We start from the raw sequence: 15,126 nt of genomic DNA, 5'->3' as shown, positions 1-15,126 counted from the left end.
AGGAAAACGCCTATTCGACGCGTGGAGTTCGCGAGGCCGAATCGGGCCACTGCGTCACTCCTTCAATAAGCACACAGCGAAACCTCGGGAACCGATCCCGTGGCAAACATCGGCATGGATAATGATGAAGTGGTGGGCGGTGACGGGATCGAACCGCCGACCCTCTCGGTGTAAACGAGATGCTCTGCCAGCTGAGCTAACCGCCCTTCGGCCCGAGATCGATCGATACGGGCAAGAGGATGAGGGGGTGTACTCCAAGGCGCCCCTCGGATCAATCACCTGCCCCACAAAAAACGCCACATGGATTCGTTTGCCGGCGAATTACGATACGGCCGCGGCAAAAAAACGAGTGCTGCGGTCCGCAGACGAGATACTGCCCCGCCCAATTTCACCCACAAAAACACGACCGGCCGCCAAATCGGCGGCCGGTCGGCACTACTTCGGAAGGCTCGCCTTAGTTGACGGCGTCCTTCAAACCCTTACCAGCCTTGAATTTCGGCTGCTTCGACGCGGGAATCTTGATGGTTTCACCGGTGCGGGGGTTACGGCCTTCAGAGGCCGCGCGATTAGCGACACTGAACGTTCCAAAACCAACGAGGCGAACCTCGTCACCACCTTTCAAGGTCGAGGTGATGCTGTCGAAAACAGCGTCCACAGCCTTGGCGGAATCCGCCTTGGAAAGACCAGCCGAGTCGGCGACCGCCGCCACCAGATCGTTCTTATTCACTGTTGAGCCCCCTTTAGCAAAGTGCGGGTTGTGAGATGCTGCGCGATATACGCGCCGTGAGTCGCACAGGGCATTATTGAATTCTTCCCTGATACGCGACGGATAGTATGGGGATTCAGAAAACAGCGTCAATCGATATCAGCCGAAATATCGCAGAATTCTGCGGTTTTTGCATCGTATTCTAGTAAATACGGATATGCCTTTTCCCAGCACCGAAGGCCGGGAGAAACGTCCCGGCCTTTTGGTCTGAATTGGCAATATTGGTAACGGAAATGAACACCGGATCGGTAACGACATACCGATCCGGCGAGGTACTCAGTGAGTCGTCATACCGTTCAGGTCTTCGGCCTCGTCGCCCGCTGCGGCAGCAGCTTCGACACTGGCTTTCTTCTCATCCTCCGGCGACCATTCGATCGGCGTCAATTCCTCGGCCAAAGCGCGGGAAAGAACTTCGTCCACCGTCGAAACCGGCAGAATTTCCAAGCCCTTCTTCACATTGTCCGGAATATCAGCCAGATCCTTCTCGTTGTCCTTCGGGATGATGACCGTCTTGATTCCGCCACGCAGCGCGGCCAAAAGCTTCTCCTTGAGACCGCCGATCGGAAGCACACGGCCGCGCAGAGTAATTTCACCGGTCATCGCGACATCCTTCCTCACCGGAATACCGGTCAGTACGGAAACCATGGACGTCACCATCGCGACACCTGCCGACGGACCGTCCTTCGGCGTCGCCCCTTCCGGGACGTGAACGTGAATATCGCTCTTGTTGAACGCGGTCGGTTTAACGCCAAGCGAAATCGCCCGGCTGCGGATGAAGTATTCCGCCGCCTGAATCGATTCCTGCATGACGTCGCCCAGCTTACCGGTCTTGGTTACGCGACCTTTACCAGGGACCAGAACGGATTCGATATTCAGCAGTTCGCCCCCGACTTCCGTCCAGGCCAGTCCCGTCACGACACCGACGAGGTCATCGGCCTCGATTTCACCGAAGCGGAACTTCCGGATCCCGGCATATTTCTCGAGGTTGCTGCTGGTGATGGCGACCTTGTCCTTGCCTTCGCCGACGATCTCCTTGATCGCCTTGCGGGCCAGGCCGGCCAGTTCGCGTTCCAGGTTACGCACGCCCGCTTCCCGGGTGTAGTACCGGATCAGGTCACGCAGCGCGTTGTCGGAAATCGTAAACTCTTCCTTCTTCAGGCCGTTTTCCGACATCTGCTTGTTCAACAGATGGCGCTTGGCGATCTCCACCTTTTCGTCCTCGGTGTAACCGGGGATGCGGATGATCTCCATACGGTCCAGCAGAGGCTGCGGCATGCGCAGGGTGTTGGCCGTGGTCACGAACATGACGTCCGACAGGTCGTAGTCGACCTCCAGATAGTGGTCGTTGAAGGTGCTGTTCTGTTCCGGATCCAGCACTTCCAGCAAAGCGGAAGACGGGTCGCCACGCCAGTCGGCGCCGAGCTTGTCGATCTCATCCAACAGGAAGAGTGGGTTCGACTTCTTCGCCTTCTTCATGCCCTGGATTACCCGGCCCGGCATGGACCCGATATAGGTCCGGCGGTGACCGCGAATTTCCGATTCGTCGCGCACGCCGCCAAGCGACATCCGAACGAACTCACGCCCCGTCGCCCGCGCGATGGATTTCCCAAGCGACGTCTTACCGACCCCGGGAGGACCGACGAGACACAGAATCGGACCCTTGACCTTCTTCATCCGCACCTGGACGGCAAGATACTCGATGATCCGTTCCTTGACCTTTTCCAGACCGTAATGGTCCGTATCCAGGATGCGTTGGGCTTCCTTCAGATCCTTTTTGACCCGGGAGCGTTTCTTCCACGGAATACTCAGGATCCAGTCGAGGTAGTTACGAACGACCGTCGCCTCAGCCGACATCGGGCTCATATTGCGAAGCTTCTTCAGTTCCGCGAATGCCTTTTCCTCGGCTTCCTTGGTCAGCTTCGTTCCTTTGATCTTCTCTTCCAGTTCGGCAAGCTCGTCCTTGCCGTCCTCGCCCTCGCCAAGTTCCTTCTGAATGGCCTTCATCTGCTCATTCAAATAGTACTCGCGCTGGGTCTTCTCCATTTGGCGCTTCACACGGCTGCGAATGCGCTTCTCGACCTGCAGAACGCTGATCTCACCTTCCATCAGGGAGTAAATCTTCTCGAGCCGCTCAGAGACCGACGAGATTTCCAACAATTCCTGTTTGTCAGCGATTTTCAACGCCAGGTGTTGCGCAACCGTGTCGGCAAGCTTGCCCGGATCTTCGATTTGATTAATCGAAATAAGGACTTCCGCTGGAACCTTCTTGTTCAGCTTGATGTATTGCTCGAACTGCGTGACGACAGCTCGCGCCAACGCTTCCAACTCCTCGTCGGGGGCACGCGCTTCGTCGACCATCTCCGCATAGGCTTGGAAGAAATCCGTGTTCTCGGTGAATTCCGTGAGATTGGCGCGATGCACGCCCTCAACCAGCACTTTCACGGTTCCATCCGGCAGTTTCAGCAACTGCAGCACCGTCGCGATGGTACCAACCTCGTAGACGTCTTCTGGTTTCGGGTCGTCCTCGCCGGCGTTCTTCTGGGTTACCAGCAGAATCTGCTTGTCGTCCTTCATGACGTCTTCAAGAGCGCGAACGGATTTCTCGCGGCCAACGAACAGAGGAACGATCATATGGGGGAAGACTACGATATCCCGAAGGGGAAGAACGGGATACATAACTCCACGAGGCATTTCTAACATGATCTTACTATCTCTTCTCAAGACAACGGCGCTTTAGAAGCCACCGTCTGGTTCCTGATACCCCGGCCCGAATACAGCACCGGAGCGGACAAATGGCGCGTTTGGGGCGCGCCTCTGATTAGGTGGCCCCGCCGCGGGATAGTTCAAGACTTGACAATATGCCGCCCGGCAACAGGGAACGGTTTGACCGCGCAGGAAATCGAAAACTGAATCCTTTGCGCCCAGCCGACGCAGACAATTTGGGCACGATTCGTCAGGATGCGGTGGAGCCGACGTCGTCCCGACGTTCGGCGTAGATATACAAGGGCTCAGCCCGCCCCTCGACCACTTCCTTGTTGATGACGACTTCCTCGACGCCTTCCAGGCCCGGAAGCTCGTACATCGGATCAAGCAGAATCGATTCCATGATCGACCGCAATCCACGCGCACCGGTCTTCCGTTGGATGGCTTTCTTCGCCACCGCGCGAAGAGCATCCTCGGTGAATTCGACCCGAACGTTCTCCATTTCGAACAGACGCTGATACTGTTTTACCAGCGCGTTGCGCGGGCTGGTCAGGATATCGACCAACGCGGCCTCGTCCAGATCCATCAAGGTCGCCAGAACCGGCACACGTCCGACGAATTCCGGAATGAGGCCGAATTTCAGAAGGTCTTCTGGCTCGATTTCCCGCAACAATTCGCCGACGGCACGTTGATCGTCATCACGGACATCGGCGCCGAAGCCGATCGCCGACCCCTTGCCGCGTTGCGCGATGATCTTTTCCAGTCCTGCGAAAGCGCCACCGCAGATGAACAGGATGTTGGTCGTATCGACCTGAAGGAACTCCTGCTGCGGATGCTTCCGCCCGCCCTGCGGCGGAACGCTGGCGACCGTGCCTTCCATGATCTTCAATAGGGCCTGTTGGACCCCCTCGCCGGACACGTCCCGCGTTATCGACGGATTGTCCGACTTACGGCTGATCTTGTCGACTTCGTCGATATAGACGATCCCGCGTTGGGCGCGTTCCACATTATAGTCCGCCGCCTGGAGAAGCTTCAGGATGATATTCTCCACGTCCTCACCGACATAACCGGCCTCGGTCAGGGTCGTGGCATCCGCCATCGTGAACGGCACGTCGAGAATCCGGGCCAGCGTCTGCGCCAGGAGCGTCTTGCCGCAACCGGTCGGACCAATCAGCAGGATGTTCGACTTCGCCAGTTCGACGTCGTTGTTCTTCGTCGCATGGGCGAGGCGCTTATAGTGGTTGTGAACCGCCACGGACAGAACCCGCTTGGCATGGTCCTGGCCGATCACATAATCGTCCAGCACCTCGCGGATTTCCTGGGGGGTGGGAACACCGTCGGCGTTCTTCGAGACCGCCGTCTTATGGTCTTCCTTGATGATATCCATGCACAATTCGACGCATTCGTCGCAGATGAACACGGTAGGCCCGGCGATCAACTTGCGCACTTCGTGCTGGCTCTTCCCGCAGAAAGAACAGTACAGGGTGTTTTTGCCGTCGCCGCCTGTGGCTTTAGTCATCGAATGCCTCTCGTTCCAGCGTACTTGCGGTGCCGTGTTGGCTTGAGGAGATGGCCCGCAACCAGCATGCCCTTATGATATCCGTTGCCAAGCCGGACCCTCAACGCAAAATTTGCCTGTTTTGACGTGGAATCCTCAACCCCTTGGTTTTCCAGTCAATAATACTGCGGTCTCACGCCGCACCATGCCCTTTCGAACATGTGCATCATATGATCTGGATCACTAAGGAACCTTTAATGTCCACCGAATGCCCTTCGCCGGGTCGGTCATTTTGGTCCGATCCGGCCGGCACGCCCATTCCGGCGTCGTAGGACGCCATGCCCTTCATCAGGAAGCGGCGGCGTCCTCGTCGCCACCATCCGGGCGTTTGTTTACGACTTCGTCGATCAGCCCGAATTCCTTGGCTTCCTCCGGGCTCATGAACTTATCGCGCTCCATGGCGGTTTCAATCGTCTTCAGTTTCTGCCCGGTGTGATCAACGTAGATCTGGTTCAGGCGTTCCCGCGTGCGCAGGATTTCCCGCGCGTGGATCTCAATATCCGTTGCCTGCCCCTGGGCACCGCCTGAAGGCTGGTGGATCATGATTCGCGCGTTCGGCAGCGCGAAGCGCTTGCCCTTCGCCCCGGCGGTCAGCAGGAGCGATCCCATGGAAGCGGCCTGCCCAAGACATACGGTCGACACTTCCGGGCGGATGTACTGCATCGTGTCGTAAATGCTGAGGCCCGAGGTCACGACACCGCCCGGCGAATTGATATAGAAAGCGATATCCTTGGTCGGATTTTCGGATTCAAGGAAAAGCAACTGGGCGCAAATCAGGCTGGCGACATGATCCTCAACGCCGCCTGTCAGGAAGATGATGCGCTCCTTCAGCAGGCGCGAGTATATGTCGTAGGCGCGCTCGCCGCGGTTCGTCTGCTCCACGACCATCGGCACCAGGGTGTTCATATAAAGGTCGATCGGATCGCGCATGGCTTAGACGAAGCTCCTTGTCACAAATTCGCTTGATACTACGGGCCGGAACCGGCCCTGGACAGCCCGGCGAAACCGGACGGCGAAGGGTCGCTATGGAGGAATTTAGGGGCAGAGAACCGCATTTGCATCCCCTGCCCCTAAAACAGTCTCGTCAATCGGCGTCTTTTTTGGCGGCGGCCTTTTTGGCAGCGGCCTTCTTAGCACCGGATTTCTTGGCGGACGCCTTCTTGGCGGACGATTTCTTGGCCGCAGACTTCTTCGCCGGCGCGCCGTCTTCATCCGGATCCTTCATCAGATCTTCGACCGAGACTTCCTTGTCTGACACTTGCGCCATCTCGATGATGAAATCGATGACCTTGTCTTCCATCAGCGGCGCACGAAGGCTGGCATTGGCCTGCGGGTTCTCCTGGTAGAACTGAAGAACCTGCTGTTCCTGCCCAGGATACTTCTGTGCTTCCTGAACAATCGCGCGATTCACTTCATCCTGACCGACGGTGATCTCATTCACGCGGCCGACTTCCGACAGCAACATACCCAACATAACGCGGCGTTTCGCAATGTTGCGGTATTCTTCCTTGATCTCGTCTTCGGACTTGCCCTCGTCTTCCGGGTCGGTCTCGCCAGCGGCCTTGGCACGCTCGTACTGCGTCCAGATCTGTTCGAATTCGGACTCGACCATACCGGTCGGAACTTCGAAGTCATGGCCTTCATGCAGCTTGTCGAGCAGGTCGCGCTTCAAGCGGCCGCGCGCCACATTGGCATAGTCGGCTTCGATACGCTCGCGCAGGTGACCTTTCAATTGCTCTAGGCTTTCCAGCCCCATATTCGTCGCGAACGAGTCGTCGATCACCGTATCGACGTATTCTTCGATCTCGTTAACCTTCACTTCGAACACGGCATCCTTGCCGGCCAGGTTTTCCGCCCCGTAATTTTCCGGGAACGCCACCTTCACCTCGACATCGTCGCCTTTCTTGACGCCGATCAACTGATCTTCGAAGCCCGGGATGAATGTGCCCGAACCAAGTTCCAGGCGATGCCCTTCTGCCGAACCGCCTTCGAAGGCCTCGCCGTCGATCTTGCCAACGAAATCGATCACGACCAGATCGCCACTCTTCGCCGCGCGGGCCTTTTTCAGCGGCTCGCTGTTGCGGAAATCCTTCGCCAGGCGCTCAAGAGCTTCGTCCACTTCCGAATCCGCCGCCGTCGCCTTCAGGCGTGTCAGCTCCAGCTTGGAGAAATCCATCGGCGTGATTTCAGGCATCAGGTCGACATTGATCGTGTAGACGAGGTCCGCACCTTCATCGAAGCTCTTGATCTCGATCTTCGGCTGCACCGCCGGGCGCAGTTCGCGTTCGTCCAGGACTTCCTGACTGGTCTCGGTCACAGCTTTCTCGAGCACTTCGCCCATGACGGCCTTGCCATAGCGCTGCCGCAGCACGGACATCGGCGCCTTACCCGGGCGGAACCCAGGAATACGCACCGTACCGCCGACTTCCCCCAGCCGCGCGTCAACCCGCGCACCGATTTCATTCGCTGTAAGGGTTACCGAAAACTCGCGGCTAAGCCCTTCGTTCTTTGTTTCTTCAACCTGCATTGGAAATCCCGTTGGACTATGGTGTTTCTGTATCGACCTTATCTCGGCACCCTCGCCTCGGCTCACCCTTCGGGCAAGCCGGAACGAAGGACAAACTGACTGGTGCGGGCGGAGGGACTCGAACCCCCACGGATCTCTCCACCAGAACCTAAATCTGGCGCGTCTACCAGTTTCGCCACGCCCGCGGTTTCGCGCCAAGACCGGGCCTAGCCCCCGCCGAAGCCGCGGTTCTATAGCAATGCGGCCCCCTGTCGTCAAAGCCTCAAGCCTGACAGGGAGCGCTTTTTTAAACGTCAAGGATTGCGCGGGTTTCGCGCGATTCAGAAGTCTTGGGAAAGGTCGACACCCAATCAGCAGCGAATGACGCCAGTCATTCGCTGCGATATCGGATCAGCTTTCCGCCCGATAGGTCGACATGAAGGTTTCCAGCGCAAGCGAGCGCGGACCGTCGGAAAACTTGGTTGTGCCACGAAGTTTTTGAATTTCAAGATTGTAGCGCACGTGCGGGATGCCCATACGGTCGGACGACACGGACAGCACCGTCGCGGTTTCCAACATCCGGTCCGGGCGATGACGGAAAAAGCGGTTGCCCTCCTTGACGACATCTTCGCCGCGCCGATCCTTGGAAAAGAAACCGGACCATGAATTTCCGCGAACCTCGATTGCTTCTGCTCTCGAACGTCCCGTCAATTGACCATATAACGCCATAGCCGACATACTCACGCTCCTCTCCATACAAGCCCTTAGAACTACGTCCTCAGACTGCCCCCCGCAGACATTCTGCCCGGCATCGGCTGCCTCGAAAGGGCGAAACCGATATCCTCGCAAAGGTCACAAGAAAAACGACTCATCCTATATTTGACTTATTCATCGAATCAACTTTGACGATTCTATGAGGCATAAGTAAACGGATTATTAACGCCATCATCCGTTTGATTCGACGGAACATTTTCGGTGATCAAACCGGAATCAGGGCTATGTATGGCGCTAGCCTGCGGCGGGGACTGCTTATAAAGGAAACGCTTTCAGCTTTCGGAGAACCGCGGGAAGGCCCGCGGTTATATCTTCCGGGATCAACCCCGGACCAAACATCGCCGCGCTTTCCGCATGGATCCATGCACCGGCACAGGCCGCCTCGAAAGCCGGAATGCCTTGAGATAGCAGCGCGACGATAATACCTGACAGAACATCGCCTGCTCCCGCCGTTGCCAGGTCCGCTGGCGCGTTGGTGTTGATCGCGACACGGCCGTCAGGCGCGGCGATCGTGGTGTCGTATCCCTTCAGCAGGATGACACAATTCGAACGGACGGCGGCCGCTCGGGCTCGGAAAACGCGCCCGCCCTGTAAATCTGGAAACAGCCGGGCGAATTCACCTTCATGCGGGGTCAGAACAACGGAACCTTTGACGGAATCGAACAGCAATTCCGGCGCCCCTTCGAAAATGCTGATCGCATCCGCATCCACCACAGTGGGCTTGCCTGTGCGAAGGATCATGCAGGCGCGTTCCCGCGTGGCGGTCACAAGACCCGCCCCCGGGCCGATCAGCGCCGCCGACACTTTCGGGGTTTCGACGATGTCCTGCAGGCTGGACGTATCGCGGAAGGGGGCAACCATGATGCTTTCCAGCGTTACCTTGTAGACCGTCAGGGCGTCACCTGGTGCAGCCAACGTCACCGCGCCCGCCCCTGCCCGCTGTGCGGCCTTGGCGGACATGCGCGCCGCCCCGGTCAATACCGGGCCGCCCACCACCAGGGCGTGACCACGGAAATACTTGTGATCCATCGGCTGGGGCCAATGCAGGGCCTGTACCCAAAGTTCAGGACCATTTTCCGCTTGCTTCGGATCGATACCGTCCAGGACGGTCAGCGGCGTCCCGATGTCGGTTACAAGAACTTCCCCGCACCGCACCCGCCCGGGCAACAGAAGGTGACCCGACTTGCGTCGAAAAAACGTCACGGTCAACGCTGCCTGGGGCGCATAGCCAAGAACCTGTCCCGTGTCCCCATGCACGCCGCTCGGCACATCCACGGCGACGATATCCCGTCCTTCAGCCGCCTCAAGCAATTCCCGTGCGACGCCATCCACCTCGCGCGTCAAACCGGCGCCGAACAAGGCATCGATGACAAGTTCCGCGTCCCCTATCCCCGATTCCGGCTGTTCGATTTCCCCGGCCCACAACTCGGCATGATGCCGCGCATCACCGGTAAATTTTTCAAGGGCGACCAGCGAGATGAGGCGGACGTTCCACCCATTTTCCGTCAGCAATCGCGCGACGACGAAACCGTCCCCGCCGTTGTTTCCCGGACCGCAGAGGACCACCGTCTGTCTCGGCGACCATCTGGCGACGATCGCCTCCGCGATCGATCGCCCGGCATTGCTCATCAACGTAATACCATCGATACCCACATCGATCGCCGCGGCATCCGCCGCATACATTTCCTGCACGGTTAGCAATGTGTTTCCGGAATACCCGAAAGTTGCAGCCATGCCTTGATACTCCGCTTTTCAAATCCGTTATTCGCCCCGGCGGCCCGGTTCAACCTTCCGACGGCCCGACAGGTTGCGTCAATGCGCTGCGTCAAACCTGCGTGATACGGCCATGTCGGACGTTTTCGGCACCGAAGACAACGCCTAGGTTGAGCCGTGGTAACAGTTCCATAATTCTTGGCGGAAACAAGGAAAGCATTCGGTGGGAAAGCAACGCGGCCTCTTGTCCATCCTTAAGGGGATCGCCCTGTTGGCTTTATTGTCCGGTTGCGAAGACGCCATTGACGTACAGCGTGAGTATCCGAGCACCCTGGGTCAGGCGCTATACTTGAAAGGGCTTCCCTCCGTCATACCGGTTCATCTGGATGCTGTTCCCGCATCCGCCGTCAAGAACGTCCAAGCCGCGCTGGAGAAAATTGCCGGCGAACTGTCCCGCGGCACACCCGTCGCCTTCATAGTTGAGAACAACCCGGATGGACGAGACTTCGCCCTTCGCATCGCCATGCAACCGGGCGAAGCCCTGACCGCCCTGACGCTTTGCCAGGGAGAACCCATAGGCAGATTGGAGGCCCCGCAGCGCAGCCGTGTGGTTATCGCAGCCATCTGCCACGACCGTCGTCGCCTCGGAGAAGTCAGGGCGGTTCGCGCACCCGGTCAGGCCAACGGTCAGATCGATGACAGCCACGTTGTCGACGCGGCGGTGCGCAAACTGTTTGCCCTGCCCGCCCGCGAATAAAAGAAAACGGCCAAACGATTTCACGGGCCGTTTACGTTCTTGTAACGGCGCCGACATATTGCGCCCCTATCTATTGCTTATCGACCAACCGCCCGACCTTACGGGCACTTACGGCGAACGATGGGCTGATGAGATTAAGCGTAGGCCCCTCGTTCGCTGTTTTTTTGTCCACTGGTTCTGTTGGACCAAAGGACCACGGACACACTACGCCGCCGAATTGGCAACCTGCTTAAGAGCCCGAATTAGGTCCGAACGAACGGTGGGTTTTGTAATAACCCCGCGCCAGGTTGCATCCGACGACTTAAGCAGGTCTCCGCTCGTCACATCCGCGGTCCAAGCAAAGAATGACGGAACATTCTCCGCATTGTTGAGGCCGGAGATCATGCTGGCTGCTTCTATCCCATCCATGATCGGCATGTGTATGTCCATCAGGATAAGATCCGGCCTCCCGGTGCGGCACCATTCGACCGCTTCCTGACCGTTCCTGGCTTTGGCCACGACGCAACCGACATCGCTCAGCACGGCTCCCGCGATATCCAGGTTCGGCTCGACATCGTCGACAAGCAGCACAGTCAGACCGAAGTCATTGTCCTGCTCTTCGGCCTTCTTGAGAGACTGCGCGTAGCTTTCCGGACTCGAGAAGTGCAAGTCCTTCAGACGGAATGTCGCGGTAAAGACACTGCCCGCGCCGGGTTCGCTTTCCACCGTGATGTCCCCGCCCATCAGCCGGGTCAAAGACCGCGAAATCGATAACCCGAGGCCGGTTCCCCCGAATTCCCGTGCGATCGTTGCATCGGCCTGGTGGAAAGGATCGAAAATGGATTCGATCCTATCCTCATGTATTCCGATACCTTGATCGGATACTCTAATCGCCAGTTCGACAAAGGAATCACCGCCCGACCTGATCTGCGCACCGAATTCAACGGTACCGCCCTTGCCGAACTTGATTGCGTTGTCGAGCAGGTTGTAGAGGACCTGCTTTAGCCGCATCGCGTCGCCGAGAACGAACGCGTTAATCGAACCGATATTGCTGCGAAGGTCGACACCGAACTCCTTGGCCTTTGCCTCGAAACCGGAATGGACGTTCCCCAAAAGTTCCGAAATATCGATCGGCTCTTCGGCGACATCGAACTTGCCGCTATCGATTTTCGCAAAGTCGAGGATGTCGTTGATCAGTCCGAGCAAGTCCGTCCCCGACCGACCGATATTCTTTGCGTAACCGGCGAGAACATCCTTCGGCGCCCCTTGTTCCGCCTTGATTTGGACCAATTCGGAGAACCCGATCACGGCATTCAAAGGTGTGCGCAACTCATGGCTCATGGTCGCCATGAAACGCGATTTGGCAGCATTGGCTTCCAGGGCTCTCCTGCTCGCCTCAATCAGTTTCAGTTTTTGCTGCTGTTCCGCGGAGACATCCCGGATAAAGGCGACGGTCAAATGGCGGCCGCCCTGTCTGATGACACTCGCATCGATCTCGATAGAAACCTGCTGTCCTTCCTTATCGACTATCGTGATGCTGTCCCGCGTACTGCTCTTATCTGCATGGCCCGGACGGAGATGGCGAATCAGGTTCGACTTTTCGTCTCCGGACAGCGTCGTCGGCAATGCCTGTTCGATCTGCAATCCAATCAGTTCGTCTGGCGGGAAACCCAGTAGATCGCAGGCGTTTTGATTACAGCGCTGAATTCTCCCCTGTTCATCGATGCCTAGAATCGCGGTCGGAGCCTCGCGGATAAGAACGTCGATCTCGTCATACGCTGATGTCAATCGAGCGTTGGTGCGCAGCAAGACATAAAGCGTCAGACCGCCGAATAGCGCCACGAGGCCGACCAACAGCATGCCCCACTCACTGGCGGTAATCAGGCTTTGGGCTGTTCTGTCCCCGGTCGCCAAATCGTCGGCAATCTTTTCGGACCGGATAAGGTCGAGTTCGTCGAGGGCTTTCAAGGCAGGGCGATCGTCGATCCTGACCAACGAATCGAGTTCGGCGATTGATAATTCCCTTCCCTCATTGAGGGCAAAATCTAAACTGGTGCGATACTGAAGGACCATCTCACGAACGACTGACAGGTGCCGCCTGGCTCGCTCGTCCGGATAAGCATCGGATAGGGCTTCAAGCAAGACGGTCGCACGGTCCATCGCCTCCTCAGACCGCCGCGCATACTGATCGTCCCGCCGAATAATGTAATTCTTGAATTCATGAATCAGGCCGCCATACCCGATCGCATCCCTCAAGTCGGATAGAGAGTCGGTGATCTTGGCGACATCATTTGCATATTCATGGACTGCGTCATTGGACGCTTGGATGCCACGGTCCAGGTACAAAAAATAGCCCGCCGAAGCGGTTATGATTGCCAGTGTCAAAACAGCCGCAACCGCTGTCACGACCCGCGAGTGTTTCGCACTTTCCAGGACGTTCCACCGCATGGGGGCTCCGTGGGTTTCGTCTTCAGGCACGCGAACGATTAGCAATTACTGAAGCAACGCCACTTCATCTGCAACCCTTGGGTTAGGAAAATCAGCGGGTGGTGAACCCCTTGATCCAAGAGTTCACAACGACTTCCCGGAAAATACATTCCTGGTTTCAGTTCCGGACCGAAAGCGTCTTGTTCGCGGATTAAGGAATCCAACGGACAAGAACGGATTCCGGAAATCCGGTGAACCGTCAGTGACGAGGTTTGCCATACGATACTGAGCCAGAGTCGAGAAACGGGACGGGATGCATAGCCTACAATGGGAAAAAGCGCAGACCGAAACCAAGCGGTTCGTTTCCCCGTCTCCACTGTAAACTCATCGGCCGACCGAACCTAGCTTAGGGTACGGCCAGCAGTCGTATTTTGTAAGGGAAAATGGGGTGAGTGATGGGAATTGAACCCACGGCCTCCAGAGCCACAATCTGGCGCTCTAACCAACTGAGCTACACCCACCGCAGATGAGGGGCGCTTTTACGCTGCGCCCCCTTCCCCGTCAAGCAGTTCGGACAAAGGATTTGCCCGCGGTTGGGAGTCGCTTCAGTTTTGCCTGTGAAGTACAATGGGGACATTGTCTGATGCGGTGGTACTTGGCCGCGCGACAGAAATTTCGGTCACCCATCATAGCCAGGGAGAGGCGAGCCGGTGACGGTCGGGGGGAAGGAAACGGAAGCGATGGGTCGCGGACACGGCCTGGCCTATTACGTCGCCATCTACACGGCCGCCCTCGCCCTGATCGCTGCATTCGGCATTGCGACCTTCCTGCTTTCCGACCGCATTATCAGCGAGGAATCCCGAAGCGCGACACTGGTCCGCATCGCGACCCGACAGACAACGCTGTCCCAGCGGATAAGCGGCCTCGCCTTTCAATATGCGATGGCCAACCCGCAACAACGCCGGTACCTCGAGCCCCTGATACTATCCTCCGTTGGTCTCATGCGCAGTTCCCACGAGGCGTTATTGATGGGCGATGCGCAACTCGGTCTTCCCGGCGGCGGGTTCTCCGCCGAGATCGACGAACTGTTCTTCGGCGAATTGGAGCAATTGGATTATCGCGTCCGTCGCTTCATGACACTGGCGGAAGATTTCCTGGAACTGCCGCAGAATTTCCTCGATGAGAAGAACCAGGGCCTCATCCGTCTTATGGCGGCAGCTCAGGACGACCTGATGGAATCCCTGACGGAAGTCGCCACGATCTACGAAGACGCCAGCCGCGCCCGTGTCGACGTCTTGCGGGAAAGAATATCCTGGCTGTTCACGTCGTTCCTCGCGATCGTCGCTTTGGAGGGCGTTCTGGTGTTCCGCCCCCTGTTCCGGACCTTGGTTCGACATCGGGAAGAATTGTACAACATGGCCCGGACCGATCCGTTGACGGGCTGTTTCAACCGGCGCGCCTTGATGGAAACCGCGGCCAACGAATTCGCCCGATCGAGGCGATACCGCTCGCCGTTGACGATCGCGGTGTACGACATCGACCATTTCAAGAAGGTAAACGATACTTTCGGCCACGATGCCGGTGACGAAGTGATCAAACATATTGCGGCCGTCACCGAACAATCGATCCGCAGCGTCGATATATTCGGTCGAACCGGGGGTGAGGAGTTTTCCATCATCCTACCGGACACCGATATACACGGCGCCGGAGTCGTCGCGGAAAAACTGCGCTCTGCCGTGGAGGCGTCCGTTACGCCCTATAGCGGCAAGGAAATCGCTGTCACGATCAGCGTCGGTATCGGAACCGTTCTGCCTGACGACGAGGACGCTGCTCAGGCATTGTCCCGCGCCGATCAGGCTTTGTATCGTGCAAAACAAACCGGCAGAAACAAGGTCAACACCTTCGAGCTTGAAGAAACCGGCGCAACCGACTAGCTGAATTGA

Annotated in this window: 10 protein-coding genes and 3 tRNA genes; 2 read left to right on the top strand and 11 right to left on the bottom strand. The window is 57.5% G+C overall.

Going from position 1 to position 15,126, the window contains the following annotated elements; all coding sequences use genetic code 11:
- Positions 1–130: 130 nt before the first annotated feature.
- From ACQK2G_RS09495 to ACQK2G_RS09455, 9 genes are all read right to left on the bottom strand, one after another.
- Positions 131–206: transfer RNA gene (locus tag ACQK2G_RS09495), tRNA-Val, on the bottom strand.
- 248 nt (positions 207–454) lie between these two features.
- Positions 455–727, bottom strand: a complete 273-nt coding sequence (locus tag ACQK2G_RS09490; RefSeq protein WP_425404786.1) for an HU family DNA-binding protein — start codon at positions 725–727, stop codon at positions 455–457.
- Positions 728–1,042: 315 nt separating this feature from the next.
- Positions 1,043–3,466: an endopeptidase La gene (lon, locus tag ACQK2G_RS09485; protein ID WP_425404785.1), complete on the bottom strand. Its 2,424-nt coding sequence runs from the start codon at positions 3,464–3,466 to the stop codon at positions 1,043–1,045.
- Between the two features lie 253 nt (positions 3,467–3,719).
- Positions 3,720–4,988: an ATP-dependent Clp protease ATP-binding subunit ClpX gene (clpX, locus tag ACQK2G_RS09480; protein WP_425404784.1), complete on the bottom strand. Its 1,269-nt coding sequence runs from the start codon at positions 4,986–4,988 to the stop codon at positions 3,720–3,722.
- A 327-nt stretch (positions 4,989–5,315) separates the two neighbouring features.
- Positions 5,316–5,957 carry an ATP-dependent Clp endopeptidase proteolytic subunit ClpP gene (gene clpP, locus ACQK2G_RS09475; protein WP_425404783.1) on the bottom strand — a complete coding sequence of 214 codons (642 nt, stop codon included), beginning with the start codon at positions 5,955–5,957 and terminating at the stop codon, positions 5,316–5,318.
- A 154-nt stretch (positions 5,958–6,111) separates the two neighbouring features.
- Positions 6,112–7,554, bottom strand: coding sequence for a trigger factor (tig, locus tag ACQK2G_RS09470; RefSeq protein ID WP_425404782.1), 1,443 nt, complete (start codon positions 7,552–7,554; stop codon positions 6,112–6,114).
- A gap of 100 nt (positions 7,555–7,654) precedes the next feature.
- Positions 7,655–7,739 (bottom strand) — tRNA-Leu (locus ACQK2G_RS09465).
- A 205-nt stretch (positions 7,740–7,944) separates the two neighbouring features.
- The gene (locus ACQK2G_RS09460; RefSeq protein WP_425404781.1) at positions 7,945–8,277 is read right to left on the bottom strand and encodes a hypothetical protein; all 333 of its coding nucleotides are present in this window, start codon (positions 8,275–8,277) and stop codon (positions 7,945–7,947) included.
- A 285-nt stretch (positions 8,278–8,562) separates the two neighbouring features.
- Positions 8,563–10,041, bottom strand: a complete 1,479-nt coding sequence (locus ACQK2G_RS09455; RefSeq protein WP_425404780.1) for an NAD(P)H-hydrate dehydratase — start codon at positions 10,039–10,041, stop codon at positions 8,563–8,565.
- 202 nt (positions 10,042–10,243) lie between these two features.
- Between ACQK2G_RS09455 and ACQK2G_RS09450 the strand changes: the two genes are divergently transcribed.
- Complete coding sequence (locus ACQK2G_RS09450) at positions 10,244–10,777, top strand: hypothetical protein (protein ID WP_425404779.1); 534 nt, start codon at positions 10,244–10,246, stop codon at positions 10,775–10,777.
- A 204-nt stretch (positions 10,778–10,981) separates the two neighbouring features.
- On the opposite strand, the gene ACQK2G_RS09445 is transcribed toward ACQK2G_RS09450, so the two are convergent.
- Positions 10,982–13,204, bottom strand: coding sequence for an ATP-binding protein (locus tag ACQK2G_RS09445; RefSeq protein WP_425404778.1), 2,223 nt, complete (start codon positions 13,202–13,204; stop codon positions 10,982–10,984).
- Positions 13,205–13,627: 423 nt separating this feature from the next.
- Positions 13,628–13,704 (bottom strand) — tRNA-His (locus tag ACQK2G_RS09440).
- 189 nt (positions 13,705–13,893) lie between these two features.
- Between ACQK2G_RS09440 and ACQK2G_RS09435 the strand changes: the two genes are divergently transcribed.
- Positions 13,894–15,117 carry a GGDEF domain-containing protein gene (locus ACQK2G_RS09435; protein WP_425404777.1) on the top strand — a complete coding sequence of 408 codons (1,224 nt, stop codon included), beginning with the start codon at positions 13,894–13,896 and terminating at the stop codon, positions 15,115–15,117.
- Positions 15,118–15,126: the final 9 nt, after the last annotated feature.

Origin of the sequence: Hwanghaeella sp. (assembly GCF_965227365.1) — a bacterium.
Taxonomy (GTDB): domain Bacteria; phylum Pseudomonadota; class Alphaproteobacteria; order UBA8366; family Aestuariispiraceae; genus Hwanghaeella.
The sequence above is the reverse complement of the archived record's forward strand: the minus strand, read 5'-3'. Positions and strand labels throughout refer to the sequence as shown.

Excerpts from the sequence above, each read along its gene's own strand:
- ACQK2G_RS09455 (WP_425404780.1), bottom strand. The coding sequence starts at position 10,041 with ATGGCTGCAACTTTCGGGTATTCCGGAAACACATTGCTAACCGTGCAG.
- ACQK2G_RS09445 (WP_425404778.1), bottom strand. The coding sequence starts at position 13,204 with ATGCGGTGGAACGTCCTGGAAAGTGCGAAACACTCGCGGGTCGTGACA.
- tig (WP_425404782.1), bottom strand. The coding sequence starts at position 7,554 with ATGCAGGTTGAAGAAACAAAGAACGAAGGGCTTAGCCGCGAGTTTTCG.
- clpP (WP_425404783.1), bottom strand. The coding sequence starts at position 5,957 with ATGCGCGATCCGATCGACCTTTATATGAACACCCTGGTGCCGATGGTC.
- lon (WP_425404785.1), bottom strand. The coding sequence starts at position 3,466 with ATGTTAGAAATGCCTCGTGGAGTTATGTATCCCGTTCTTCCCCTTCGG.
- clpX (WP_425404784.1), bottom strand. The coding sequence starts at position 4,988 with ATGACTAAAGCCACAGGCGGCGACGGCAAAAACACCCTGTACTGTTCT.